This is a genomic window from Corynebacterium halotolerans, from assembly GCF_050107895.1.
GTDB classification, from domain to species: domain Bacteria; phylum Actinomycetota; class Actinomycetes; order Mycobacteriales; family Mycobacteriaceae; genus Corynebacterium; species Corynebacterium halotolerans_B.
The window spans coordinates 125,616-151,767 of the sequence record NZ_JBNILW010000001.1; the positions used below are offsets into that span (position 1 = coordinate 125,616).

Annotated in this window: 24 protein-coding genes; 20 read left to right on the plus strand and 4 right to left on the minus strand. The window is 66.8% G+C overall.

Annotation, left to right across the window (positions count from 1 at the left end; translation table 11 throughout):
• Window positions 1–150: 150 nt before the first annotated feature.
• Both ACQCVD_RS00565 and ACQCVD_RS00570 read left to right on the plus strand, forming a co-directional pair.
• A complete protein-coding gene (locus ACQCVD_RS00565; protein WP_426821741.1) occupies window positions 151–1,908 on the plus strand; it encodes a proline--tRNA ligase in 1,758 nt (585 codons plus the stop codon).
• A 112-nt stretch (window positions 1,909–2,020) separates the two neighbouring features.
• Entirely contained in the window at window positions 2,021–2,380 is a 360-nt protein-coding gene (locus ACQCVD_RS00570) for a DoxX family protein (protein WP_426821742.1), read from the plus strand.
• A gap of 44 nt (window positions 2,381–2,424) precedes the next feature.
• Here ACQCVD_RS00570 and ACQCVD_RS00575 read toward each other — a convergent pair whose 3' ends face one another.
• Entirely contained in the window at window positions 2,425–4,419 is a 1,995-nt protein-coding gene (locus ACQCVD_RS00575) for an MMPL family transporter (RefSeq protein ID WP_426821743.1), read from the minus strand.
• Between the two features lie 139 nt (window positions 4,420–4,558).
• Between ACQCVD_RS00575 and ACQCVD_RS00580 the strand changes: the two genes are divergently transcribed.
• Window positions 4,559–5,080, plus strand: a complete 522-nt coding sequence (locus ACQCVD_RS00580; RefSeq protein ID WP_426821744.1) for a MarR family winged helix-turn-helix transcriptional regulator — start codon at window positions 4,559–4,561, stop codon at window positions 5,078–5,080.
• On the opposite strand, the gene ACQCVD_RS00585 is transcribed toward ACQCVD_RS00580, so the two are convergent.
• A complete protein-coding gene (locus ACQCVD_RS00585) occupies window positions 5,062–5,910 on the minus strand; it encodes a hypothetical protein (RefSeq protein WP_426821745.1) in 849 nt (282 codons plus the stop codon). The two genes, ACQCVD_RS00580 and ACQCVD_RS00585, sit on opposite strands and share 19 nt — an antisense overlap.
• Window positions 5,911–5,948: 38 nt before the next feature.
• Here ACQCVD_RS00585 and rimP point away from each other — a divergent pair, with 38 nt between their 5' ends.
• From rimP to ACQCVD_RS00635, 10 genes are all read left to right on the plus strand, one after another.
• Complete coding sequence (gene rimP / locus ACQCVD_RS00590; protein ID WP_426821746.1) at window positions 5,949–6,503, plus strand: ribosome maturation factor RimP; 555 nt, start codon at window positions 5,949–5,951, stop codon at window positions 6,501–6,503.
• Window positions 6,500–7,501: a transcription termination factor NusA gene (gene nusA, locus ACQCVD_RS00595; RefSeq protein ID WP_426821747.1), complete on the plus strand. Its 1,002-nt coding sequence runs from the start codon at window positions 6,500–6,502 to the stop codon at window positions 7,499–7,501. The genes rimP and nusA overlap by 4 nt, the downstream gene beginning before the upstream one ends.
• Before the next feature lie 362 nt (window positions 7,502–7,863).
• The gene (locus ACQCVD_RS00600; RefSeq protein ID WP_426821748.1) at window positions 7,864–8,193 is read left to right on the plus strand and encodes a YlxR family protein; all 330 of its coding nucleotides are present in this window, start codon (window positions 7,864–7,866) and stop codon (window positions 8,191–8,193) included.
• Window positions 8,194–8,295: 102 nt separating this feature from the next.
• On the plus strand, window positions 8,296–11,148 hold the full coding sequence (gene infB, locus ACQCVD_RS00605; RefSeq protein ID WP_426821749.1) for a translation initiation factor IF-2: 2,853 nt from the start codon (window positions 8,296–8,298) through the stop codon (window positions 11,146–11,148).
• Between the two features lies 1 nt (window position 11,149).
• Window positions 11,150–11,944: a metallophosphoesterase family protein gene (locus ACQCVD_RS00610; protein WP_426821750.1), complete on the plus strand. Its 795-nt coding sequence runs from the start codon at window positions 11,150–11,152 to the stop codon at window positions 11,942–11,944.
• 219 nt (window positions 11,945–12,163) lie between these two features.
• Window positions 12,164–12,601 (plus strand): 30S ribosome-binding factor RbfA, encoded by a 438-nt coding sequence (rbfA, locus tag ACQCVD_RS00615; protein WP_426821751.1) that lies wholly within the window; start codon window positions 12,164–12,166, stop codon window positions 12,599–12,601.
• Between the two features lie 4 nt (window positions 12,602–12,605).
• A complete protein-coding gene (locus ACQCVD_RS00620) occupies window positions 12,606–13,592 on the plus strand; it encodes a DHH family phosphoesterase (RefSeq protein WP_426821752.1) in 987 nt (328 codons plus the stop codon).
• Complete coding sequence (locus ACQCVD_RS00625; RefSeq protein WP_426821753.1) at window positions 13,589–14,962, plus strand: MATE family efflux transporter; 1,374 nt, start codon at window positions 13,589–13,591, stop codon at window positions 14,960–14,962. Before ACQCVD_RS00620 ends, ACQCVD_RS00625 begins: the two co-directional genes overlap by 4 nt.
• Window positions 14,962–15,771: a metallophosphoesterase family protein gene (locus tag ACQCVD_RS00630; RefSeq protein WP_426821754.1), complete on the plus strand. Its 810-nt coding sequence runs from the start codon at window positions 14,962–14,964 to the stop codon at window positions 15,769–15,771. Before ACQCVD_RS00625 ends, ACQCVD_RS00630 begins: the two co-directional genes overlap by 1 nt.
• Window positions 15,764–16,420: a 4'-phosphopantetheinyl transferase family protein gene (locus tag ACQCVD_RS00635; protein ID WP_426821755.1), complete on the plus strand. Its 657-nt coding sequence runs from the start codon at window positions 15,764–15,766 to the stop codon at window positions 16,418–16,420. Before ACQCVD_RS00630 ends, ACQCVD_RS00635 begins: the two co-directional genes overlap by 8 nt.
• A 7-nt stretch (window positions 16,421–16,427) precedes the next feature.
• Here ACQCVD_RS00635 and truB read toward each other — a convergent pair whose 3' ends face one another.
• Window positions 16,428–17,321, minus strand: coding sequence for a tRNA pseudouridine(55) synthase TruB (gene truB, locus ACQCVD_RS00640; RefSeq protein WP_426821756.1), 894 nt, complete (start codon window positions 17,319–17,321; stop codon window positions 16,428–16,430).
• A gap of 29 nt (window positions 17,322–17,350) precedes the next feature.
• Between truB and ACQCVD_RS00645 the strand changes: the two genes are divergently transcribed.
• The 4 genes from ACQCVD_RS00645 (at window position 17,351) to ACQCVD_RS00660 (ending at window position 22,375) form a co-directional block, all read left to right on the plus strand.
• Window positions 17,351–18,310 (plus strand): bifunctional riboflavin kinase/FAD synthetase, encoded by a 960-nt coding sequence (locus tag ACQCVD_RS00645; RefSeq protein WP_426821757.1) that lies wholly within the window; start codon window positions 17,351–17,353, stop codon window positions 18,308–18,310.
• Window positions 18,311–18,379: 69 nt separating this feature from the next.
• Complete coding sequence (locus ACQCVD_RS00650; protein WP_426821758.1) at window positions 18,380–19,336, plus strand: nucleoside hydrolase; 957 nt, start codon at window positions 18,380–18,382, stop codon at window positions 19,334–19,336.
• 168 nt (window positions 19,337–19,504) lie between these two features.
• Window positions 19,505–19,774 (plus strand): 30S ribosomal protein S15, encoded by a 270-nt coding sequence (gene rpsO, locus ACQCVD_RS00655; RefSeq protein ID WP_426821759.1) that lies wholly within the window; start codon window positions 19,505–19,507, stop codon window positions 19,772–19,774.
• A 354-nt stretch (window positions 19,775–20,128) separates the two neighbouring features.
• A complete protein-coding gene (locus ACQCVD_RS00660) occupies window positions 20,129–22,375 on the plus strand; it encodes a polyribonucleotide nucleotidyltransferase (RefSeq protein ID WP_426821760.1) in 2,247 nt (748 codons plus the stop codon).
• 143 nt (window positions 22,376–22,518) lie between these two features.
• On the opposite strand, the gene ACQCVD_RS00665 is transcribed toward ACQCVD_RS00660, so the two are convergent.
• Entirely contained in the window at window positions 22,519–23,247 is a 729-nt protein-coding gene (locus ACQCVD_RS00665) for an AMIN-like domain-containing (lipo)protein (protein ID WP_426821761.1), read from the minus strand.
• A 309-nt stretch (window positions 23,248–23,556) separates the two neighbouring features.
• Here ACQCVD_RS00665 and dapB point away from each other — a divergent pair, with 309 nt between their 5' ends.
• From dapB to dapA, 3 genes are read left to right on the plus strand one after another with little or no spacing between them, the layout of a single operon-like run.
• Window positions 23,557–24,303 carry a 4-hydroxy-tetrahydrodipicolinate reductase gene (gene dapB / locus ACQCVD_RS00670; protein WP_426821762.1) on the plus strand — a complete coding sequence of 249 codons (747 nt, stop codon included), beginning with the start codon at window positions 23,557–23,559 and terminating at the stop codon, window positions 24,301–24,303.
• Between the two features lie 52 nt (window positions 24,304–24,355).
• A complete protein-coding gene (gene thyX / locus ACQCVD_RS00675) occupies window positions 24,356–25,108 on the plus strand; it encodes an FAD-dependent thymidylate synthase (protein ID WP_426821763.1) in 753 nt (250 codons plus the stop codon).
• A 56-nt stretch (window positions 25,109–25,164) separates the two neighbouring features.
• Window positions 25,165–26,070 carry a 4-hydroxy-tetrahydrodipicolinate synthase gene (dapA, locus tag ACQCVD_RS00680; RefSeq protein ID WP_426821764.1) on the plus strand — a complete coding sequence of 302 codons (906 nt, stop codon included), beginning with the start codon at window positions 25,165–25,167 and terminating at the stop codon, window positions 26,068–26,070.
• The last annotated feature ends 82 nt before the right edge of the window (window positions 26,071–26,152 follow it).

The following is a 26,152-nucleotide window of genomic DNA, read 5'->3' on the forward strand; positions in this document are numbered from 1 at the left end:
GCTGAGCCTAGTTTCCCGGCCCGTCCGCTCTGCACCGGCCTCCCGTTGGCGGCCCATGGAATGGAGACAGAATTTCCACCCGGGGAAACGCCGGGGAAAAAGTGCCCCCGTACGCGGCACACCCCAGCTAAGGCGGTATATTAATGCTTCATGATCTCACGTCTGTCCACCCTGTTCCTGCGTACGCTGCGAGAAGATCCAGCGGACGCGGAAGTGCCGAGCCACAAGCTGCTCGTGCGAGCTGGTTATATCCGACGGGCGGCCCCCGGTGTCTACACCTGGCTGCCCCTGGGACTCAAGGTGCTGCGCAAGGTGGAACAGGTTGTCCGCGAAGAAATGGACAACATCGGCGGCCAGGAGCTGAGCTTCCCGGCACTGCTCCCGCGTGAGCCCTACGAAACCACCAACCGGTGGACGGAGTACGGCGACGAACTGTTCCGGCTCAAGGACCGACGTGACGTCGACATGCTACTGGGCCCCACCCACGAGGAGATGTTCACCTCCGTGGTCAAGGACCTGTACTCGTCCTACAAGGACTTCCCGGTCACCCTCTACCAGGTGCAGACCAAGTACCGGGACGAGGCCCGCCCACGCGCCGGGGTGCTCCGGGGCCGCGAGTTCATCATGAAGGATTCCTACTCCTTCGACATGTCCGACGAGGGCTTGGACGCGTCCTACCTCCGCCACCGCGGTGCCTACCAGCGCATCTTCGACCGCCTGGGACTGGACTACGTCATCTGTGCCGCCACCTCCGGCGCGATGGGCGGCTCGGCTTCCGAGGAGTTCCTGGCCGTCTCCGCGACGGGTGAGGACACCTTCGTGCGCGCCACTGACGGCCCCTACGCCGCCAACGTCGAGGCCGTGGTGACCCAGCCCGGCCAAGAGCTGCCGATCGCGGGGCAGCCCGAGGCCGTGGACCATGTCACCCCGGACGCCGAAACCATCGATGCCCTGGTGGACTGGGCCAATGATGCGGGCGTCACCGTCGGTGGCCGGGCCGTCACCGCCGCCGACACCCTCAAGTGCGTGATCGTCAAGCTGACCCGACCGGGCGAGGAGCCGGAACTGGCCGGCATCCTCGTCCCGGGGGACCGCGAAGTGGACATGAAACGTCTGGAGGCGGCCGTGGAGCCCGCCACGGTGGAGCTGGCCGCCGACGCCGATTTCGCCAGGTCCGGCTTCCTGGTCAAGGGCTATGTCGGTCCCCGCGGCCTGCAGGCCAATGGTGTGACGGTGTTGGCCGATCCGCGGGTGGTCACCGGCACCTCATGGATCACCGGCGCCGACGCCAAGAACCGCCATGTCGTCGGGCTGGTCGCCGGCCGTGACTTCACCCCGGACGGCTTCATCGAGGCCGCGGAGGTCAAGGAGGGGGACCCGGCACCGGCGGGCCAGGGCACGCTGACTCTGCGCCGCGGCATCGAGATCGGACACATCTTCCAGTTGGGGCGTAAGTACACCGAGGCATTTGACGTCCAGATCCTGGACGAGAACGGCAAGCGCTCCATCCCGACCATGGGTTCCTATGGCATCGGGGTTTCCCGCCTGGTGGCGGCCCTGGCTGAGCAGCGCCACGATGACAAGGGGCTGAGCTGGCCGGTCGAGGTGGCCCCGTTCGAGGTGCACGTGGTCATCGCGAACAAGGATGAGGCGGCGCGGGAGGCAGCCGAGCGGCTGGCCGGGGACCTGGACGCCGCGGGCATTGAGGTGCTGCTCGATGACCGTCCCAAGGTCAGCCCGGGTGTGAAGTTCAAGGACGCCGAGCTACTGGGAATGCCGTTCGCCGCGATCCTCGGCCGCAGTTTCGCCGACGGCATCGTGGAGCTGCGCATCCGTGGGGGAGAGACCCTGGAGGTACCTGCCGGCGAGATTGTCGCGAAGATCACGGAGCTGGTGCGCGAACGCTGACCGGCGCATGGAATCACCACTGCAGGGAGGAGCCGGACCGGTTCCTCCCTGCAGTGTTTCCCGCGGGGTGCCGCTGGCACAATGGCGTGGTTTCGGCCTACGCTCGGGAAACATGCGCAAACTACTGACCGCCACCTTCCTCGGCGCGGGTGTCCTGCACTTCGTCCGGCCGAAACCCTTCGACTCGATCGTCCCACCCCAGATTCCGGGGCCCGCCCGATGGTGGACCTACGCCAGCGGTGTGGCGGAACTGAGCGCCGCGACTCTCCTGATTGTGCCGCGGACCCGACGCCTGGGCGGCCTGTTCTCTGCGGGCCTTCTCACCGCGGTCTGGCCCGCGAATTTCTACATGACGTGGCAATGGCGGAAGAAGGTGTGGTGGAAGCAGGCCGGGGTATGGCTGCGTCTGCCGCTGCAGCTGCCCATGATCCAGGGGGCGTGGCGGATCTGGGAGGACACTGACCGGCGCTGATGTGCCCCGACCGGCGCTGAGCGGCGTCAGCCGCGCAACGGGGTCTAATCGGCCCCGGGCTCCGTGGCAGACATCGGATCCCCGCTCCGGAGGCTCTGGGCCCCCAGTTTCGCGGGCCACCAGAACCGGTCGCCGAGCAGCTGCACCACCGCGGGGATCAGCAGTGTGCGCACCACGAGGGTGTCCAGCAGCACGCCGAGGAAGATCACGATGCCGACCTGGGCCAACGCCACCAGCGGCAGCACGCCGAGTGCGGCGAAGACCGCGGCCAGCAGGATGCCGGCCGAGGTGATGACCCCGCCGGTGGAGGACAGTGCCCGCAGCACACCTTCCTTCGTGCCGACCCGTCTGGTCTCCTCCCGGGTACGGGTGATGAGGAAGATGGTGTAGTCGATGCCGAGCGCCACCAGGAACACGAAGGCGTACAGGGGAGTGGTGTCGGCGAAGTTGTCGAAGCCGAAGACCCCGGAGGAGATCCACCAGCCCAGCCCCAGTGCCGCGACATTGGTCAGCAGCACGGAGGCCACCATGATCACCGGTGCCAGCAGGGAGCGCAACAGCGCGATCAGGGCGACCAGCACCACCAGCAGGACCAGCGGGAAGATGAGCATGCGGTCGTCCGCGGAGAATTCCTCAGTGTCCTGCAGCTCGGCGTCGGAGCCGCCGACCAACGCGTCGGTGCCTTCCAGCTGGCTCCGCAGTTCGGTGGTCTCGGTGCTGGCGTTGGGCACGCCCGAGACGTTGAACACGGCCCAGTCGCCGGCGGGTTCCGCCGCCGTGACGGTGGCGCCGGTGCGTTCCAGCAGGGCGCCGACATCCTCCGGCTGCTGGGTCACCACGATGGCCGGGGTGGCGTCCTGACCGGGAAATGCCTCGGCGAGATCCGCGGCGGCGGTGATGGACTCCGGCGTGTCGATGAACTGGTCCTCCTGCTTCAGTCCGATCGACATCTGGGTGGCGCCGATGCAGCAGATGGCCAGTGCCAGCAGGGACACAACGGTGACCGCGGCGGGGCGGCCGCGGACAAGAGAGCCGACCCGGTCCCAGAGCCGGTGGGTGACCTCGGTGCCGGGTTCCGGTCGCCGTGGCCAGAAGATCCACCGGCCGAAGGTCACGAGGGCGCCGGGCAGGGCGAACAGCGCGAAGAGCACCGCCACCGAAATACCGACCATGGTGGCCGCCCCCAGTCCACGGGTGGCCGGGGTGTCGGACAGCAGCAGGCAGGCGACGCCGATGATCACCGTCACGGCGCTGGCCACCACGGTTTTGGCGGTCGGGAGCCAGGCCCGGGACATGGCGGTGAAGCGGTCGGCGGTGCGGTGGAGCTCATCGCGGTAGCGGGAGATGAGCAGCAACGCGTAGTTGGTGCCGGCACCGAACACCAGCACCGACAGAATGCCGGCGGTGGATTCGTTCCAGGTCATGCCGAACGCGTCGAGGATCCAGGTGAACACCGTCGCGGCCACCCGGTCAGCGATGCCGATCACCAGCAGCGGGATGACCCACAGGACGGGAGAACGGTAGGTCACGATCAACAGGACCGCCACGATAATGCCGGTGACGCCCAACAGCAGGAAATTCGCGCCCTCGAAGACCCCGGCGAGATCGGCGTTGATGGCGGCGGGACCGGTGACGCGGGCACTAATGTCGTCGGGCAGATCCGCCGACGCCGCGGCCCGTAGCTCGGCGACGGCCTCGGAATTTCCGCTCAGGGAATCGGCGGAGACCTCGACCGGCACAATGGCGGAGCTGCCGTCCTCGCTGGGAACCGGTCGGCCACCCAGCTCCTCGGCCCTGGCCCCGACGGCGGCCATGTCGAGGGGGCCGTCCTCGGACTTGAAGAACACGATCGCCGCGCCGCTGTCCTCACCGGGCCGTTGTTCGAGGAGGCGGGAGACCTCGGTCGAGTCGGCGTCGTCGGCGAGCATGCCCTGGGCGTCGTCAGGCAGCCCGGCGGCGCCGATTCCCATGACTACTCCGCCGAGTAGCAGGAGCAGGAGGGTCAACCAGCGGAAGCGTCGGAGCACGGATGCGCTCATAGCGGCACCTTTCAGCGGTGTGTCAGTTCCTCGAACGATAGGATTTACGGGAAGTGACGTACGGCACGTTATTCGATAACCGTACAATGTGAACTTCGAAATATAAAGTCAACGGTTTAGTGAAGGAGACGGGATCACCGTGGCCCCAGCCCATACCCCGGATGATGGCCGGCCGGAACCGTCGCAGCCCGGCCAGAGTTCCCACGCGCCGCTGCATGAGGCCTCGCGTCTGCTGCGGCGCGTCCTGGTGCTCAATGACGCCGTGGAATACCTAGCCCGCACCCAGCTCGAGACCAATGACACTGACCTGCAGGCCATGCAGATTCTGATGAACCAGGGAGAGCTGACTCCCACCCAGCTGTCCGAGCAGCTCCATCTCAGTGCCGCGGCCACCACCACCGTGATCGACCGGCTGGTCCGGCGCAAACACGCCGAGCGCGTCCCGCATCCGGCTGACCGCCGGCGGACCCTGATCCGCCCCCTGCCGGCGGCCGCGGAGAAGGTGATGAACGTCATCTGGCCGATGATCCTGAGAACAGATGAGGTGGTCCACGACATGTCCGTCTCGGAACAGACCGCGGTCACGGACTACCTGCGCGGTGTCGTGGCAGCAATGGAGACGTTCATCGACACCGTCCCGGATCAGGCCGCCGGCAGCTGACCGGCTCCGGCATGGGCTGCCGCGGCCACGGCGAAGTCGCGCCACTCCAGGGACTGGGCATTGGCTGCGGCCGCTTCCCACCGTGCCTCCTCCCCGGTCCTCACGGCCGTGAGGAAGTCCTCCGTCGATGCCTCATCGACGGGCGCGGGAGCGGCGGTGAACTCGTATCCCGGCTGGGCGGACGGGACGTCGTCACTCGGCTGCAGGAGCAGCTGCAGCGCCAGGATGCGCTCGCGGGTCGCCGCGAGCGTGTCCTCGAGCAGCGCGGCATCCCCCGCGGCGACGAAGGCGGCCGCCACGCCGAGCCCGTATTCGATGGCGTACTCCTCCTCCAGCAGCGTCCGGGCGGCGGCGAGATCCTCCTCGTCGCTGATCACCGGCGGTTCCGGCAGCCTCGTGTCGCCGTCTGCGGTGGCCAACTCGACCGCCTGGACGGTCAGCAGATCCACCGAGTCCTCGGGAACGTCCTCGACCGCGGTCAACACCTGGGACAGGGCCTGCGCCGGAATGTCGGCGGCCGGGCTGTTCGCCTGGTCGCTGAGATCGAGGTTCTGCTCGGTGACCTCGCAGGTGGAGGGGAGCTTTCCCGCCGGGTCCGTGCCGCAGAGCCGGGTGATCTCGGCAAGCAGCTCCTCGGCCTGGTTGCCGCGTAGCTCGGCCAATTCCGGATCGGTCTCTGCCGCCGAACGCTCGTCCTTGAGCGCCTGCTCCGCCAGCTCCAATAGGTCGGCATCGGGTCGGGGGCCGAGTACGTCCACGAGCGAACAGGAGCTCACCGCCGCTGCAATTGCGGTGATGAGCGCGGTTAGAGGGAGCAGACGTCGGTACACGTGCAGTGATGTTACCGGCCCAGGATAAGCTGGACAGCATGGCATTCCCCAGCGTCGAGCAGTTGACAGAACTCATCACCCCGGTCGCGGAGCGGCACCGCATGGACGTCGAGACGGTACGGATCACCCGGGCCGGCAGGAAGTCGGTCGTCGCCATCGGTCTGGGCTCCGATTCCCGGCCGGACCTGGATCAGCTGGAGGTGGTCTCCCAGGAGGTTTCCACGGTGCTCGATGACGCGGAAACCCACGGGCGGTACAACTTCGGTGCCGGTTACACCCTGGAGGTCTCCACACCAGGCGTGGATCTGCCGCTGACGGCACCGCGGCACTGGCGTCGCAACCGCCACCGGCTGGTGAAACTGACCATCGAGGGCAAGTCCGAGACCTGGCGGATCGGAGCCCTCCGCGCAGATGAGGGCGCTGTTGTCCTGGTGGGTCGGGACAAGAAACAGCCGCAGGTGAAAATCCTGGAATTTACGGAAACTCCCGCCGCAGTGGTAGAACTTGAATTCGCGAAACCGCCGGCGCAGGAGCTTGACCTGACCGGCCTGAACTTTGAGGATGCCCTGGAACGGGGAGAGGACGACAAGTGAATATTGATCTGCGCGCGCTCAAGGCCATCGAGACCGAGAAGGGAATTGCGGTCGATGACCTGCTCGGAACCATCGCCGGAGCGCTGTTGCACGCCTACCGCGAATTTCGCGGGACCGGGGAGGTGGGGACCGAATCCAAGGCGCGCGTCGACATTGACTCAGTGACCGGATCAGTCAACGTCATCGTCACCGAGTTCGATGCTGACGGTGAGGTCGACAGCGAGTACGACGACACCCCGGCCAACTTCGGCCGGGTGGGAGCCCAGGCCGTACGCGAGGCCATCGTCGCCCGCATGCGTGAAGCTGAGGCGGGCCGCGCCTTCGAGGCCTACACCGGCTACGAAGGCAAGGTCGTCTCGGGCATCGTCCAGCGGGACGCCCACGCCAACCAGCGGGGAATGGTCGTGGTGCAGCTGGGCACGGAGATCGACGCCCAGGACGGCATCCTGCTGCCGGCGGAGCAGATCCCGGGCGAGCGGCTGAACCACGGCGACCGGGTCAAGAGCTATGTCGTCGGCGTCAACCGCGGCACCCGCAACATCCAGGTCAACCTCTCCCGCACCCACCCCGAACTCGTGCGCGGCCTCTTCGAGCTTGAGGTTCCGGAGGTTGCCGACGGCTCCGTGGAGATCATCGGCATCGCGCGAGAAGCCGGCCACCGCTCCAAGGTTGCCGTGGCAGGCCGGGCCCGCGGCCTCAACGCCAAGGGCGCCTGCATCGGTCCGCGTGGCCAGCGGGTGTCCAACATCATGAAGGAACTCGGCGGGGAGAAGATCGACATCATCGACTACTCCGAGGACCCGGCGGTCTTCGTCGGCAACGCCCTGGCCCCGTCCAAGGTGGTGCGGGTGGAGATCACCGATGCCGAGGCTCAGACCGCCAAGGTCACCGTGCCGGATTACCAGCTCTCCCTGGCCATCGGCAAGGAGGGGCAGAACGCCCGGCTGGCTGCCCGGCTGACCGGTTGGAAAATCGACATCCACTCTGACGTGAACTAGCGGCTACGGGCCGGGGAGGACCCCGGAGAGCGGTGCCCGGTCGGCAGGGTGTTTCCCGCCGGCCGGGTTTTCCGGTTCGCCGCACCGGCCCATGAAGTCGGGGTGGCGGTGCACGCGGGCTACCGGACCCGGTGGGGGACATCGCCCCACCGCAGCAGACCTGCGGACACACGGGAGACGGTCAGTTGCGGGGGTAAGTTCAAATTTGAGTGACTTTAGCGTAAACTCCTAGACGGCCCACATGCGATGGTGGTCCATTCCAGCTGCGTCGGCTCGTCGGTCGGGCAGCGGGAATGAATCCGGCAAGGCCGAGGTTGAATACTTAGGGACCCGAAGAGTACGGGTCCGGTGAGAGGAGTCGAATGACGGAGATCTGCCGAGGTGAACGATCACCCCAGCGCATCCGTCTTCGTACTTGTATCGCCTCTAAAGAGCGGAAGCCTGACTCTGAGCTTCTGCGGGTGGTCGTCGATCCTGAGGACCATGCCCGGTTGATTCCGGATCCTGCCCGCCGGTTACCCGGTCGGGGAGCCTGGATCACCCCGGACCTCGCCGCACTCGAGCTGGCGGTTCAGCGTCGTGCCTTCGGGCGGGCGCTTCGGGTGTCCACAACCGTGGACACCGGTCAGGTACGAGCCTATCTCGCGGCTCAAGCTGCGGGAACAGACATTATAAGGAAGACCGAACACTGATGAGCACACGATGAAGCATCAGCGATGAACGTCAACTATCGAGTCTAGGTGTCAAGGCCGCTTTCCCGGCCTTCGGCTCCTAGCAATACACAGAGGAGAGAAGTGCCCGGAAAGCTACGCGTACATGAGCTCGCAAAGCAGCTCGGCGTAACCAGTAAGGAACTGCTCGCCACGCTCAAGGAGCAGGGCGAGTTCGTCAAGACCGCATCCTCGACCATCGAACCACCGGTGGTCAAGAAGATGCGGACCCACTATGCCAAGGACGATGCGGCAGCAGCCCCGTCCGCCCCGAAGCCCGGCGCCAAGGCCGCTGCCCCGAAGCCGGGGCAGGCCCCCAAGCCCAGCCAGGCCCCCAAGCCCAGCCAGGCCCCCAAGCCGGGACAGGCTCCCAAGCCCGGCCAGGCGCCGAAGCCCGGCGCCGCTGCAGCTGCGCCCAAGTCCGACGAGAAGCCCGGCCAGGCCCCCAAGCCCAGCCAGGCCCCCAAGCCGGACGCCAAGGCCGCTGCCCCGAAGCCGGGGCAGGCTCCCAAGCCCGGCCAGGCGCCGAAGCCCGGCGCCGCTGCAGCTGCGCCCAAGTCCGACGAGAAGCCCGGCCAGGCCCCCAAGCCCGCCCCGAAGCCCGGTCAGAACATGCCGCGGCCGATGGCGAAGCCGGGTCCGAAGCCCGGTGGCCGTGCTCCCCGCGTGGCCAACAACCCGTTCTCCAGCGGCGGCGCCGGTCGTCCGGCACCGCGGCCGGGCGGCGGTCCGCGCCCCGGTGGCGGCCCGCGTCCCGGTGGCGGCCCGCGTCCGGGCGGTGCCCAGGGCGGTCGTGGCGGTCAGCGCACCGGTGACAGTCGCCCGCAGCAGGGTGGCGAAAAGCAGGGTGGCGGAAGCCGCCCGAGCCCGGCGATGATGCCGGCGCACCCGAACCCGGCGCAGATGCCGAAGAAGTCCGCACCCGGTGGCCGTGGCCGCCCGGGTGGCGCCAGCGGTCGCCCCGGTGGCGGCTTCAAGAGCGGCGGAGGCGGCGGCCGCGGTGGCCGTCGCGGCGGTACCGCCGGTGCTTTCGGACGTCCGGGTGGCGCACCGCGTCGCGGCCGGAAGTCGAAGCGGCAGAAGAGGAATGAATACGAGGCACTGAACGCGCCGAAGGTCGTCGGCGGCGTCCACCTGCCCGACGGTCGCGGCGAGAGCATTCGCCTGCGCCGTGGCGCCTCCCTGTCCGATTTCGCGGAGAAGATCGGCACCGATCCGGCCGCACTGGTGCAGGCACTGTTCAACCTGGGTGAGATGGTCACCGCCACCGCCTCGGTTGCCGACGAAACCCTGCAGCTGCTCGGCGACGAGATCAACTACAAGGTTGAGGTCGTCTCCCCCGAGGACGAGGACCGGGAGCTGCTGGAGAAGTTCGACCTGCAGTTCGGCGAGGACGAGGGCGAGGAGGAAGAGCTCGCGAAGCGTCCCCCGGTGGTCACCGTCATGGGTCACGTCGACCACGGTAAGACCCGCCTGCTGGACACCATCCGTAAGGCGAATGTCGGTGGCCGTGAGGCCGGCGGCATCACCCAGGGCATCGGTGCCTACCAGGTGGACGTCAACATCGACGATTACGACCGGAAGATCACCTTCCTGGATACCCCGGGTCACGAGGCCTTCACCGCCATGCGTGCCCGTGGTGCCAAGTCCACGGACCTGGCGATCCTGGTCGTCGCAGCCGATGACGGTGTCATGCCGCAGACGGTGGAGGCGATCAACCACGCCAAGGCCGCGGACATTCCGATCGTGGTCGCGGTGAACAAGGTGGATAAGCCGGAGGCACAGCCGGAGAAGATCCGTGGCCAGCTGACCGAGTACGGACTGGTGCCGGAGGAGTACGGCGGCGACACGATGTTCGTCGACATCTCCGCCAAGCAGGGCACCAACATCGACGGTCTGCTGGAGTCTGTCCTGCTGACCGCCGACGCTGCTCTGGATCTGCGCGCCAACCCGGACATGGACGCCCAGGGTGTCGCCATTGAGGCGCACCTGGATCGCGGCCGTGGTCCGGTGGCCACCGTGATCATTCAGCGCGGTACCCTGCGCGTCGGTGACTCCATCGTCGCCGGTGACGCCCACGGTCGTGTCCGTCGCATGGTCGACGAGTACGGCGAGGACGTCGACGAGGCGGGTCCGTCCCGTCCGGTGCAGGTGCAGGGTCTCAACGGTGTCCCGGGCGCCGGCGACAACATCATGGTCGTCGACGACGACCGTGTCGCCCGGCAGATCGCCGACCAGCGCAACGCGCGCCGTCGCAACGCATTGGCTGCCCGCTCCCGCAAGCGGGTCTCCCTGGAGGACCTGGACAAGGTGCTCAAGGAGACCAGCACCCTCAACCTCATCCTCAAGGGCGACAACGCCGGCTCGGTGGAGGCCCTGGAGGAGTCCCTGCTCAAGATCGAGATGGAGGACGAGGTCGAGCTCAACATCATCGACCGTGGTGTTGGCGCAGTGACCCAGACCAACGTGACGTTGGCGGCGGCGTCGGACGCGATCATCATCGCGTTCAACGTCCGCTCCGAGGGCAAGGCCACCGAGGAGGCCAACGCCGAGGGCGTGGATGTCCGGTACTACACCGTCATCTACAAGGCCATCGAGGAGGTCGAGGCAGCGCTCAAGGGCATGCTCAAGCCGATCTACGAGGAGCGCGAGGTCGGTACCGCGGAGATCCGTGCGATCTTCAAGGCCTCCGCCATCGGCCTGATCGCAGGCTGCATGGTCGAGAGCGGCAAGGTCCGCCGCAACGCCTCTGTCCGGCTCATGCGTGACGGCAACGTTGTCACCGACAAGGCGACGATCAACTCGCTGCGCCGCGAGAAGGACGACGTCACCGAGGTCTCGGCCGGTTACGAGTGCGGTATGGTGCTGTCCTACCCGGACATCGCCGTCGGAGACAAGATCGAGGTCTTCGAGATGGTCGAGGTTCCGCGCACCTAACATGGCGCGCACCCTCTGGTTCGCCTCGGACCTGCACGTCACCTGGCCCGCCAACCGCGAGCGCATCGCGCGCCTGCAGCCGGCGGGGCCGGGGGACTGGCTCATCGCCGCCGGAGATGTGGCCGAGCGTATCGACGTCGTCGTCGACACGCTCGCCGCTCTCCGGCGGCGTTTTGCGCGCGTCATCTGGACCCCGGGCAACCATGAACTCTTCTCCCGCCCGAGCGACCGGTTCAAGGGGCGGGCGAGGTACAGGCGACTGGTGGAGCTGCTCCGCGACGTCGGGGTGGACACCCCGGAAGACGAGTACCCCGTGTTCGGGGAGGTAACGGTGGCCCCACTGTTCACGCTCTACGACTACTCGTTTCGTCCCCCGGAACTCGACGCCGCGCAGGCGCTGGCGGCGGCCAACCTCGCCCGGGCGACCCTGGACGATGAACTGCGCATCGCCCCCTACGTGGATATCCCGGCCTGGTCCGCCGAACGCGTCGCGTATTCCCGACGCCGGTTAGGTGACGTCACTGGCCTGACCCTGTTGGTCAACCATTGGCCCCTCGTGGTCGAGCCGACGCAACGCCTGGGAAAACCGGAGATGGCGTTGTGGTGCGGCACCACCGCCACCCGCTCCTTCGCCCGGGAATTCAACGCCATCGGTGCGGTCCACGGCCATCTCCACATGCCGGGGGAAATCCGGGTTGACGGCATTCCGCATCTCGACGTCTCCCTGGGCTATCCCTTCGAACAGGAGCGCATGCCCCGCCGTGCCTGGCCGGTCCCCGGGCTACGCACCGACTGACTCCGGGCAGCGGCATCTCCCAGTGGCCGGACCGGGACCACCCTTCCCGGAACGGGGAGAATCACCGGCAAAATAGACTCGATCGGTGCCTTCCACCACGTTGTCCTGACCTGGACCACCCCGGCCGGGGATAGAAGACAGGGAACTTCCGGGCGGGTTTGCGGGTCGGGGTAGAATCTGCGGGAAGTCCATACCCGCCCCAAGAAGGAGAGGTCCGACATGGCTGACAAAGCCCGTGCCGCCCGGATGGCCAAACGTATCCAGACCGTTGTGGCCAATGCGATTGAGCGACAGATCAAGGACCGTCGCCTGGAACTGGTCACCGTCACCGACACCCGGATGACCGGAGACCTGCATGACGCCACGATCTTCTACACCGTGCGGGGCGCCACCCTCGAGGACGAGCCCGACTACGAAGGTGCCGCCGAGGCCCTGCACCGGGCCCGCGGCCAGCTGCGTAAGATCGTCGGTGATGACCTGAACGTCCGCTATACGCCGACCTTGACCTTCGAGGTCGACACCGTCCCAGAGGCCTCCGCCCACATGGAGGAACTGCTGGCCAAGGCCCGCGCGCGGGACGAGGAGCTGGCGGAACTGAAGAAGAACGCGAAGCCGGCCGGTGACGCGAACCCCTACAAGACCGACGGGGAAGAGTAGCGCGTTGACACAGTTTTCCCCGGAAGTGCTCACCCGGGCCGCCGATCTGATCCGCGCGGCGGAGAGCGTCGCGGTGGTCGGGCACGTCCGCTCCGATGCGGATGCGGTCGGTTCCGTCAGCGCCATGCTGCTCTCGCTGCGGCGGCTGGGTAAGCAGGCGGTCGGGGTGGTCGGCCAGCCCATGGCGTTCTCAGCCAACCTGCTGAGCATCCCCGCGGCCCGGGAGATCGAGCTGGCGGACACCCTGCCCGAGGTCGACCTGGTCATCACGGTGGACTGCGGGTCCATCGACCGGACGGGACTGCTCAGCCGGGAGATCGCGGAGAAGTGGGAACAGACCCTGGTCATCGACCATCACGCCTCGAACCCCGGTTTCGGGATCGTCAACCTCCTGATCCCGGGAGCGGAGTCCACCACCACGGTCATCCGGGAGCTGCTGCGGGAACTTGACGTGGAGTTGGACCGGGACATCGCCCATTGCCTGTACGCGGGTCTGGTCACCGACACCGGCAGTTTCCGGTGGGGTAGGCCGGCCATGCATGAGCTCGCTGCCGAATTGATGCGCACCGGGATCGACAGCCGTCAGATCGGGGTGGACCTGATCGACAGCACGTCCCTGGTGGATCTGCAGATGATCGGTCGCGTGCTGGCCGGAGTGGAGACTGAGCGCATCGGGGCGCTGACCGCCGCGGTGCTGGTGGCCGAACGCGACGTGATCGCCGGGCACTCCGACGCCGCGGTGGAGTCGCTCGTCGATTTCGTGCGCGCCCTGGAAGGCACGGACGCAGGCGTGGTGTTCAAGGAGATGGCCCCGGGCTTCTGGGCGGTGTCACTGCGTTCCAGCGTGATCAACGTCAGCCGCGTCGCGGTCGCCCTCGGCGGCGGAGGCCATGTGCCGGCGGCCGGTTACACCGCGCAGGGCAGCATCGAGAGTGTGCGCGCCGATCTCACGGCGGCACTGGCGCGGATGGGAGTGCCTGATCCCGCGTGACCGAGAGTGAGGCCACCACCGCATCCTCCGCAGCCGCCGGTCGGGTCTCCGCCCGGCAGATTCTCACGCTCGCGGTGCCCACGCTCGGTGTGCTCGCGGCCAATCCGCTCTACCTGCTGTTGGACACCGCCGTGGTGGGCAGACTGGGTGCCTTCGAGCTGGCGGCCCTGGCCGCCGGCACCGCGATCCAGTCGACGGTGACCACCCAGCTGACGTTCCTGTCCTACGGCACCACGGCCCGCTCCTCCCGGTTGTTCGGGGCGGGCCGCCGCCGTGACGCCATCGCCGAAGGTGTGCAGGCCACGTGGGTGGCACTGGCCGTCGGCGTGATCATCGCCGCGGTTGTCATCACCGCCGCCCCGTGGTTGGCGTTCTGGCTGACCGGGGATCAGACGGTGGCCACCGAGACCACGTCCTGGCTGCGGATCGCCGCTTTCGGGGTGCCATTGTCACTGGTCACGATGGCCGGTAACGGTTGGCTCCGGGGGATACGCAACACCCGGTCCCCGCTGTACTACACGCTGGCCGGCGTCATCCCCGGGGCGATCCTGGTGCCGGTCCTGGTCGCCCGGTTCGGCATCCAGGGCTCGGCGATGGCCAACCTGGTCGGCCTGTCGATCACCGCCGCCTGTTTCCTGGCGAAGTTGCTCCGCAGTCACGACGGCGGGTGGGCACCGAATGGCGGGATCATCCGGCGGCAGCTGGTGCTGGGCCGTGACCTGATCCTGCGTTCCCTGTCGTTCCAGATCGCCTTCCTGTCCGCCGCCGCCGTCGCGGCGCGGTTCGGTGCCCCTTCGCTGGCGGCCCACCAGATCCTGTTGCAGCTGTGGAACTTCATCACGCTGGTGCTCGATTCCCTGGCCATCGCGGCGCAGACCCTGACCGGGGCCGCGCTGGGCGCGGGCTCGGTGGGGGCCGCCCGGGCCGTCGGCAAGCGGGTGACCGCCTATTCCATCATCTTCGCGGCGCTTCTGGGCGTGGTCTTTGCCGTGGGGGCCGGGGTGATCCCCGGGATCTTCACCACCGACGATGCGGTGCTGACCGCGATCACCTCACCCTGGTGGCTGCTGGTGCTCATGATCATCCTCGGCGGGGTGGTCTTCGCCCTGGACGGCGTGCTGCTGGGCGCCGCCGATGCCGCCTTCCTGCGGAATGCGACGATTGCGTCCGTGCTGTTGGGCTTCGTGCCTGGTGTGTGGCTCGCGCTGCTCTTCGACTGGGGGTTGACCGGAGTCTGGTGCGGTCTGCTGGCCTTCATCAGCATCCGGCTGATCGCCGTCGTCTGGCGGTTCCGGTCGATGCGGTGGGCTGTGGTGCACGTGGAGCGAACCGGGGACGGTCCGGTCGGGGAGAAGGGCGACGAGAACTGATGGGCAGAACTCTGTGGGCGGTGGCGGACCTGCACGCCGCGGTCAAGGCCAACGGGCAGCGGATCTCGGCGATCCAGCCGGAGGACCCGGGGGACTGGCTGATCGTCGCCGGCGACGTGGCCGAACGCACCGATCTGGTGCTGCGGACTCTGGCCGAGTTGCGCGAGCGTTTCGCCTGTGTGATCTGGGTTCCCGGGAATCACGAGTTGTTCTCCCGTTCCCAGGACCGTTACCAGGGCCGGGACAAGTACACCGAACTGGTGGACGGCTGCCGGCAGATCGATGTGCTCACTCCCGAGGACCCCTATCCCGTGTTCGACGGCGTGACCATCGTGCCGTTGTTCACGCTCTACGACTACAGCTTCCGCCCCCGGGGGATGACCGTGGAACAGGCGGTGGCGGCCGCGAAACAGCGGCAGGTGATGATGACCGACGAATTCGCCATCGCACCGTTCGTCGACGTCCGCGCCTGGTGCTGGGACCGGCTGGCGTACTCGATCAAGCGCCTGTCGCGGATCAACGGCCCGACCGTGCTGATCAACCACTGGCCCCTGGTGCAGGAGCCCACCCAGGACCTGCACTGGTCGGAGCTGGCCCTGTGGTGCGGGACGCGTCACACGCGCAACTGGGCGGAGCGTTACGGAGCCCGCGCGGTGATTTACGGTCATTTGCATCTGCCGGGCATCGTGGATGTCACGGGCATCCCGCACATCGAGGTCTCGCTAGGCTACCCGCGGGAGTGGCAGCGGCACGGTGATGTCCAGCAGTGGCCGTACCCGGTGTTGGGGGAGGGGGCGGACCGTGCTTGACCACAGCCTCTTCCCCCCGGCGGCGCGTTTCTGTTACGTCAAGACCGCCCCGGATGAGATTGACCTGAGCAATTACCGGAATCTGCATCCGCTCGAGCAGTCCCTCGTCTCGCATTCGGTGGACGTGCGCAAGTCGGAGTTCGGTGATGCCCGCTGGTGCGCGCATCAGGCTCTCAGCCAGCTGGGCTATGACAGCGGGGATCCCATCCTGCGCGGGGAACGCGGCGTTCCGCTGTGGCCCGGGTCCGTGTGTGGTTCCATGACGCACACCCGGGGATTCCGGGCGGCGGTGGTCGCCCCGCGTCTGCTGGTCCGTTCCATGGGGCTGGACGCTGAGCCGGCGGAGCCACTGCCGCCGGAGGTGCTCGGTTCGATCGCACGGGTGGGGGAGATCAGTCAGCTCCAGCGACTGCGGGACAACGGCGTTCCTGCGGCTGACCGTCTGCTCTTCTGCGCGAAGGAGGCGACCTACAAGGCGTGGTTCCCGTTGACCCACCGGTGGCTCGGCTTCGAGCAGGCGGAGATCGACATCCGCGAGGACGGCACCTTCATCTCCTACCTGCTGGTCCGCCCGACGCCGGTGCCCTTCATCAACGGCCGGTGGATCGAGCGGGACGGCTTTTTCGTGACGACCACCGCTGTGGTCTGAGCGGTTCTCAGAGTGTGGAGGGCCGGGCGACGAAGACCGTCGCCAACCGTTTCCCCTTCTCCTTGATCAAGGCCACGGCCTTGCCCTCGGGGGTTACAGCGGCGTGCACGCCCTTGAGCCCCCGCGGCTCCAGCCACTTTCCCATGGCCAGTGCCGCGCCCTCTTCCGCGGTGACATCGAGCACCGGGAAGCTGCGCGTCAACGCCTCGTCCAGCGTCAGGGACAGCCGGGGGGCGTCCGCGAGCTGCTCCAGCGTCTGCGCGTCGGCCAGCTCGAAGGGGCCGACCTCCGTGCGGCGCAGGGCGGTCAGGTGGCCACCGACTCCGAGATCTTCGCCCAGGTCGCGGGCCAGGGAACGGATGTAGGTGCCCGAGGAGCACCGCACCTGCACCTCCAGATCCAGGAAATCGCCCTCCCGACGGCTCCTGAGCACCGTGAATTCGCTCACCGTCACCGGCCGCGCGGGCAGCTCCACCGTCTCACCCTCCCGGACGAGCTGGTGGGCACGTTTACCGTCGATCTTGATGGCGCTGACTGACGCGGGACGCTGCATGATGTCACCGGTGAGAGCGGCGACGCCCGCGGCAACCGCGGCGTCGTCGATGTCTGCTGCAGAGGTGGTCGAGAGTACCTCGCCCTCGGCGTCGTCGGTGGTGGTGGCAGCGCCCAGGCGGATGGTGGCGTCGTAGGCTTTGGTGGCCGTGACCAGGTGGGCCAGGAACCTGGTGCCGCGCTCGATCCCGAGGATCAGCACCCCGGTGGCCATCGGATCCAGCGTACCGGCGTGGCCGACCCGCTTGGTCGAGAAAAACCGTCGGAGTTTGCCCACCACATCATGGGAGGTCAGGCCGGCGGGCTTGTCCACGACGACAAGGCCGGAACGGGAGAGCGCATCAGTCATACGGGCAGTCTATGCCTTAGTATGGAGCGGTGGACATTTGGCACGGACTAGAAGAAGTACCCCGGGACCTGGCAGCATCCGTCGTGACGATCGGCGTCTTCGACGGGGTTCACCGGGGCCACCGGCGGTTGATCTCCACGGCGACCGACTGTGCCCGGGAGCGGGGGCTGCCCAGCGTGTTGGCCACCTTTGACCCTCACCCGCTGGCCGTGGTGCGTCCCGACAAGATGCCCCCCATGCTCGGTTCGGTCGCCGGTCGCGCTGACCTGGCCGAGGAGATGGGGGTGGATCACATGCTGGCCTTCCGCTTCACCAAGGAGATGGCAGATCTGCCGCCGGAAGAGTTCTTCACCCACATTCTGGTGGACAAACTCAAGGCCAAGGCCGTGGTGGTGGGGCAGAACTTCACCTTCGGGCACCTGGCCGCCGGCAACTCGGAGACCCTGCGTGAACTGGGGGAGAAGTACGGCGTCGAGATCCACATCGTGGACCTGTTGACGGAGGAGGGCATTGTCCTGTCCTCGACGGAGACCCGGCGGGCCCTGCAGCAGGGGGACGTGGAGAAGGCCTCCTGGATTCTGGGGCGGGACTACTCCGTGAAGGAGACGGTGGTCCGCGGCGCCGGCCGGGGCGGTAAGGAACTGGGATATCCCACCGCCAACATGTACTTTCCGGACTCGGTGGCCCTGCCCGGGGACGGGGTCTACGCCGGCTGGTTCGAGATCACCGGTGACGCCCCGGTGCAGGGCGACATGGAAGCCGGGGTCAAGTATCCGGCGGCCATCTCGCTGGGCACCAACCCGACCTTCGGCGATGAACGCCGCAGCGTCGAGTCCTTCGTCCTCGACCGCACCGCTGATCTCTACGGCCACCCCGCCATCGTGACCTTCGTGCGGCACCTGCGGGGAATGGAGAAGTTCTCCTCGGTGGAGGAACTGCTGTCGGCAATCGCCAGAGACGTCGACGACACCCGGGACGCGCTGAACTAATACACTGGCCGGGGCCACACCACGCGGTGTGGCCCCGTTTTTGCATTCATCTGATTGAGGAGTTTTCCCGTGGCCAAGAAGATTATTCTGGACCTGGACACCGGCGTCGACGACGCACTCGCCCTGTCCTACGCACTCGCCTCCGAGGAACTGGACGTCATCGGTGTCACCGGCACCTACGGCAATGTGCTGCTGGAGACCGGCGCCCGCAACAACCTGGCCATCCTGGAACTTTTCGGCCGCACCGACGTCCCCGTCTACGCGGGGTTGCCGCACGCCTCGACCAGGGACGGTTTCGAGGTCCTGGAGATCTCCGAGTTCATCCACGGCAAGAACGGCATCGGTGAAGCAGAGCTGCCGGAGCCGGCCGGCGAGGTCGCCGACGGCTCGGCCGTGGACTTCCTGATCGACTCGGTCAAGCAGCACGGTGATGACCTGGTGATCGTGGCCACCGGCCCGATGACCAACCTGGCGGCCGCCATCAGGCAGGACCCGGGCTTCGCGGACAACGCCCACATCGTCATCATGGGCGGCGCCCTGACCGTGCCGGGCAATGTCGCACCCTGGGCGGAAGCCAACATCAACCAGGATCCGGACGCTGCCGATGAGCTGTTCCGGGCGGCCAGGGACGTCACCATGATCGGCCTGGACGTCACCCTGCAGACCCTGCTCACCTATGAGGAGACCGCCAAGTGGCGGGAGCTGGGTACCCGTGGCGGCGACTTCCTGGCGGTGGCCACCGACTACTACATCAAGGCCTACGAGACCACCGCGCCGCACCTGGGCGGCTGCGGCCTGCACGACCCGTTGGCCGTCGCCGTGGCGGTGGACCCGTCGCTGGTGACCTGCCTGGACATCAACATGAAGGTGGACACCGAGGGGGAGACCCGGGGCCGCACCATCGGCAACGAAGAACGCCTCAACGATCCCGTCAAGACCGCCAAGGTGGCCGTCGGTGTGGACGTCGAGCGTTTCCTGAACGAGCTGATGACCCGCCTGACCAAGCTGGCGGAGTCCGCGAAGTAGGGGCCCCTCCGGGCTGACGTGTGGGAGACCTGGTGGGAATAGGGGATTGCGGCCGGCATCTGCTAAGGTGTTGCGAGGTTTAAGCGACTGTGGTCCACAACAGTTGCGCCACGCTGGGAACAGCGGATTCTTTCATGTGGACTGAAATAAACACCAGGAGATAATCTCATGGCTCTGAGCACCGAGCAGAAGAAGTCCATCCTGTCGGAGTACGGTCTGCACGAGACCGACACCGGCTCCCCGGAGGCACAGATCGCGATGCTGACCTCGCGTATCAACACCCTGACCGAGCACCTGAAGTTCCACAAGCACGATCACCACTCCCGTCGTGGTCTGCTGCTGCTGGTCGGTCGTCGTCGTGGTCTGCTGCAGTACCTGGCCGACAACAACGTCAGCCGTTACCGTGACCTGATCTCCCGCCTGGGTCTGCGCCGCTAAGGCGCCTCCGCCGGGCTCGAATCACCGGGACAACCCGTGTCCACCGTACTGCGGTGGACACGGGTTTTCTGTTGCCCGGACACCCGGACGGGAGGCGGTGGTGGAGAGCCGGGGCACGAGGCGCTCCGGGGCCCGGATTCTCGTCCTGCGTCGCCCGCGGTACCCGCCCAGCAGGAAATGCGCGGCGGCACACCCGGGTGCTTCCTCACCCGCTCGCCGGGTGGTGCTCCCGCGGCCAACTGGGGAAGATGCCCTCAACCTGCTAGAATCCCGGATAGTTGTAGATATGACAGCACCAAAGCGGCGGCACCGATGATCGCCGGAAGAACAACCCTGCAAAGGAGCAACTCGCGCATGAGCGATGTGCAGTTTATTGAGGATGACGACTACGGCGTCATCGAAGCCGTGGCCACCATCGATAACGGTGATTTCGGCACCCGTACCGTCCGGTTCGAAACCGGACAGCTGGCCCGGCAGGCCGGTGGTTCCGTCACCACGTACCTGGACGATGACACCATGCTGCTGACCACCACCACCGCGTCGAATCAGCCGCGCGAGGGACTGGACTTCTTCCCGCTGACCGTGGACGTGGAGGAGCGGATGTACGCCGCCGGCCGGATCCCCGGCTCCTTCTTCCGTCGTGAGGGCCGCCCCTCCACCGACGCGATCCTGGCGGCCCGCCTGATCGACCGCCCGATGCGCCCGACCTTCGTCAAGGGGCTGCGCAACGAGGTCCAGATCGTGGTCACGGTCCTCTCCCAGGACCCGGAGGACTTCTACGATGTCGTCGCCATCAACGGCGCCTCCGCGGCCACCCAGCTCTCGGGACTGCCGGTTTCCGGCGCCGTCGGCGGTGTTCGTGTCGCGCTGATCGCCGATGAGAATCACCCCGAGGGGCAGTGGGTCGCCTTCCCGAACCACGAGCAGCACGAGAACGCCATCTTCGAGATGGTCGTCGCCGGTCGCCTGGTCACCCGTAAGCAGGGCCGCAAGAACGTCGAGGACGTGGCCGTGATGATGGTGGAGGCCGGTGCCACCGAGTCTGTGGTGACGAAGGTCGCCAACGGTTCTCCGGCCCCGACCGAGTCGGTCGTCGCCGCCGGTCTGGAGGCGGCCAAGCCCTTCATCGCCACGCTGTGCCGGGCCCAGGCGGGCCTGGCGGAGCGCGCCGCCAAGGAGACCGCCGAGTTCCCGCTGTTCCCGGCGTTCACCGATGACATCTTCGCCGCCGTGGAGAAGAAGGCCCGCAAGAAGCTCACCGACCTGATGACCATCAAGGGCAAGCACGAGCGTGAGGACGCCGCCAACGAGCACATGGTGGCCGTCGAGGCGGAACTTCTCGACCGGTTCTCCGAGGAGGACGGCGCCGGCAAGCAGATCCGGGCCGCCTACAACGCCCTGATGAAGAACATCGTCCGGGAGAAGATCCTCACCGAGCAGTTCCGCATCGACGGTCGTGGCGTCACCGACATCCGTGACCTGGGCGTCGAGGTCGACCTGATCCCGCGCGCTCACGGCTCATCCCTATTCGAGCGTGGTGAGACCCAGATTCTCGGGGTGACCACTCTGGACATGCTCAAGATGGAGCAGCAGATCGATTCGCTGTCTCCGACGAAGTCCAAGCGCTACATCCACCACTACAACTTCCCGCCCTACTCCACGGGCGAGACGGGCCGCGTCGGTTCCCCGAAGCGCCGCGAGATCGGCCACGGTGCCCTCGCCGAGCGGGCCGTGCTGCCGGTGATCCCCTCCCGGGAGGAGTTCCCGTACACGATCCGGCAGGTCTCCGAGGCGCTGGGCTCGAACGGTTCGACCTCGATGGGTTCGGTCTGCGCCTCGACCCTGTCCCTCTACAACGCCGGCGTCCCGCTGAAGGCACCGGTCGCCGGTATTGCCATGGGCCTGGTGTCCGATGAGGTCGACGGCGAGATGAAGTACGTCGCGCTGACCGATATCCTCGGCGCCGAAGACGCCTTCGGTGACATGGACTTCAAGGTCGCCGGCACGACCAACTTCATCACCGCGCTCCAGCTGGACACCAAGCTCGACGGCATCCCGTCCCAGGTACTGGCCGACGCCCTGGAGCAGGCCCGCGACGCGCGTCTGACCATCCTGGACACCATGGCTGAGGTCATCGACCAGCCTGATGAGATGAGCGAGCTCGCCCCGCGGATCACCACCGTGAAGATCCCGGTCAACAAGATCGGTGAACTGATCGGTCCGAAGGGCAAGACCATCAACACGATCACGGAGGAGACCGGCGCCGACGTCTCCATCGAGGACGACGGCACCGTCTATGTCTCGGCCACCACCGGGGCCGCCGCCGACGCGGCCATCGAGAAGGTCAACGCCATCGCCAACCCGCAGCTGCCGAAGACCGGCGAGCGCTTCCTCGGAACCGTCGTCAAGACGGTACCGTTCGGTGCTTTCGTCTCGCTGCTACCGGGCCGTGACGGCTTGGTGCACATCTCCAACCTTGGTGGCGGCGAACGCATCGACAAGGTCGAGGACGTCGTCAAGGTCGGCGACAAGATCCAGGTCGAGATCGCCGATATCGACAACCGCGGCAAGATCTCCCTGGTTCCGGTCGAGGAGAACTAACCGGCGGCAGCCGGGACAGAGCGGCGACGCGAAAGGCGCCCCGGGCAGCTGGAACCAGCTGCCCGGGGCGCCATCTGCGTTCCCTCCGATGACCCGTCCGCAGTGGTGTGCTGTCACGGTCCCACCGAGGAGGAGGGAGCCGTTTATCCGCGGGCGAAGTCGATGACCAGACGAGTGGGGTTCTCGAGCGGGGTGACGGAGTAGGGCACCTGCTCCTCCAGTCCGATGACGAACTCGGTGCGTCCCTCGAAGAGGCTGGAGTAGGTCACTTCAGTGACGTTGCCGGCACCCGGGAACGTCCCGAGCATCGGCGGTTCCGTGCCGGCGTCATTGGGGTAGGGGGTCCCCTCCACCCCAACCTGGAGAGCGATGTTGCCCGTGTAGTCGATCGGGTGCCCGGAACCCTGCTGCGTGGGGGTCTCCGTGTACATCGTGATCCAGCCCGGAGCGCCTTCACCCTCCAGGTCGAAGACCACTCGGTCGAAGCCGTCGTGGCTGGCGGTGCGCACTCCGGTGACCATGAGGCTGGCACCGTCAGGCTGGACCCACTGGTCCTCGGTTGAGGGATCCCCCATCGGTCCCGTCGCGGGTTCGACATCGGAGACCGGACTGGACACCGACGAGGACTGCTCGGGCCGGGTTTCCTCCCCGGTGCCGGTGCCGGCGGTGCCGTTGGCGGGCTCATCGGTGGGTTCCGTGGTCACGGTGGTGGTGGTGGATTCATTCGCTCCCGGATCCTCCGGCTGCTCCTCTGCGGTGCCGCACGCGCTCAGTCCCAGGGCGAGGGCAGCGCCCAGAGCGGTTACTGTGGCAGCGGCGAGCGGGCGTCGCCGGGGTCGCTGGGTGCTGGATTGTCGTGTGAGGTATCGCATACCTTGAGGATACCTTCCGGCCCACCGTGAGAAGAGGCTTAAAGCTGCTCACCGGATGATTGTGAACAGATCGTTGTGAACGTGCCCCACCTCCGCCCCGATGGCTCCGGGTCGGTGCTCCACGTACCGCCGGAGCCGCTCCGCGACGCCGCGGTCCCCGCCGGTTGCACGGACGAGACGGTTCCCGCCTGCAGCGGGTCACCGGCACGGGGCGGGGGAGACTAGACTGTCAGGCAATCGGTCGGTGGACTGCGGCGCAGTCCGCCGATTCACCGGGAACCGCAATCATCAACTCAAAGGAGCAGACCGTTGGGCATCAAGGTGGGCGTGCTGGGCGCCAAGGGACGGGTCGGTCAGACGATCGTGGCCGCGGTACAGGAGACGACGGACCTGGAACTGGTGGCGGAAGTCGATCACGATGATGATCTGCAGACACTGGTGGACAACGGCGCAGACGTCGTCGTGGACTTCACCACCCCGGGGGTGGTGATGGCCAACCTCGAGTTCTGCATCAACAACGGAATCTCTGCGGTCGTCGGGACCACCGGTTTCGATGAGGATCGACTGGCACAGGTGCGCAGCTGGTGTGAGTCCAATCCCGGGGTCGGGGTCCTCATCGCCCCGAACTTCGCGATCTCTGCGGTGCTGACCATGGTCTTCGCCAAGCAGGCCGCGCGCTTCTTCGAGTCGGCCGAAGTGATTGAGCTCCATCACCCGAATAAGTTGGACGCTCCCTCGGGCACCGCGATCCACACCGCCCAGGGGATCGCGGAGGCCCGCCGCGAGTCAGGTCTGACGAGACAGCCCGATGCCACGGAGCAGGCGCTCGACGGTTCCCGCGGGACCGACGTCGATGGCGTGCCGGTCCACGCCGTGCGGATGACCGGAATGGTGGCGCACGAGGCCGTCATCTTCGGCACGCAGGGACAGACCCTGACAATCAAGCAGGACTCCTATGACCGTAATTCCTTTGCGCCGGGTGTACTGGTGGGGGTACGCGGCGTCGGTGAGCACAAGGGGCTCACTATCGGCCTGGAACACTACCTGGGCCTGTAACCCGCCCTGTGACACGCTCAGCCCTACCGGCTAGACAAGGAGTTTGGAAAACGTGGCCGAACAGGTCAGCCTCAACGTGGAACTGATCGCCAGCACCCAGTTCAACCCGCCTTCCACGGTGGATTGGGACACCGACGCAGTAGATGCCGAGGCCCTGGTCGAGTTCGCCGGTCGGGCGTGCTACGAAACCTTCGACAAGCCCAATCCACGCACGGCGAGTAATGCCGCCTACCTGCGCCACATCATGGAGGTGGGGCATATGGCACTGCTGGAGCATGCCTCGGCCACGCTGTATGTCCGGGGGATCTCCCGCTCGGCCGCGCACGAACTGGTCCGCCACCGACACTTTTCATTTTCCCAGCTCAGCCAGCGTTTTGTGCACTCAGAGGAAGCGGAGGTGGTGCTTCCTCCGGTCATTGATGAAGACCCGGAGCTGCGCCGGCTGATGCTGCGCGCGGTCGATGAGTCCAGGTTCGTGTACCGGGAGTTGCTCGACGCGCTCGAGGAGAAGCTCGTCGATGAGCCGAACGCGCTGCTCCGTCGGAAGCAGGCGCGGCAGGCGGCCCGGGCGATCCTCCCCAACGCCACCGAGTCCCGGATCGTGGTCACCGGCAACTTCCGCACCTGGCGCCACTTCATCGGGATGCGTGCCACGGAGCACGCCGACGTCGAGATCCGGACACTGGCTGTCACATGTCTGAAGATCCTGCGGGAGCAGGCGCCGGTGTTGTTCGGCGACTTCCAGATTTCGGAGCTGGGGGACGGGTCCGAAATGGCCGTCAGCCCGTATGTCACAGATTTCTGAGGACAGTTCGGCGGGGATTCCCCGATAACCAGCCAAACCGGGTAACCTTGAGCACTATGAGCACAGGTTTGACAGCGAAGAACGGCACCGAGATATTCGGAACCGTGAGCGTGGCAATGGTCACTCCCTTCGACCGGAACGGCAAACTTGATGTTGCCGCTGGCCGGCGTCTCGCGACTCATCTCGTCGACAGTGGCCTGGATGCCCTGGTCCTGGGGGGAACCACCGGTGAATCACCGACGACAACCCTCGACGAGAAACTCGACCTGCTCAAGGCCGTGAAGGACGAGGTCGGCGACCGGGCGAAGGTCATGGCGGGGGCGGGCACCAATAACACCGCCGTCTCCATAGATCTCGCCCGCGCGTCGGCCGCCGCCGGAGCGGATTCTCTGCTGGTGGTCACGCCGTACTACTCCAAGCCCAATCAGGAGGGTGTGTTCCAGCATTTCAAGGCGGTTGCCGAGGCCACGGAACTGCCGATCTGTCTCTATGACATCCCTGGACGTTCGGGCATCCCGATCGAGACCGACACCATCCGTCGGCTCGCCGAGATCCCCACCATCCAGGCGGTCAAGGACGCGAAGGGCGATTTCAACGCTGCCGCGTACCTGATGCAGGAGACCGGTCTGGCCTGGCTCTCCGGTGATGATCCCCTGAACCTGCCCTGGCTTTCCATGGGGGCGATCGGTTTCATTTCCGTGATCGGGCACGCTGCACCGCGTGCCCTGCGTAACCTCTACACCGCATTCGAGGAAGGCGACCTCACCCGTGCGCGGGACATCAACGCCACACTGACCCCGCTGGTCAACGCCCAGGCCCGCCTGGGTGGGGCCAGCCTTGCAAAGGCTGCCCTGTGTCTGCAGGGCATCGAGGTGGGGGATCCCCGACTGCCGGTCATCGCGCCGAATGAGCAGGAAATCGAGGACCTCCGCCGTGATATGGAAAAAGCTGGAGTCCTATAAATATGAGTGAACCCCGTAATCGTTCCCGGAAAGTCACCCGAAAGGCTGGCCCGCCGGAAACGGCGGAAACCCCGGTCTTCCA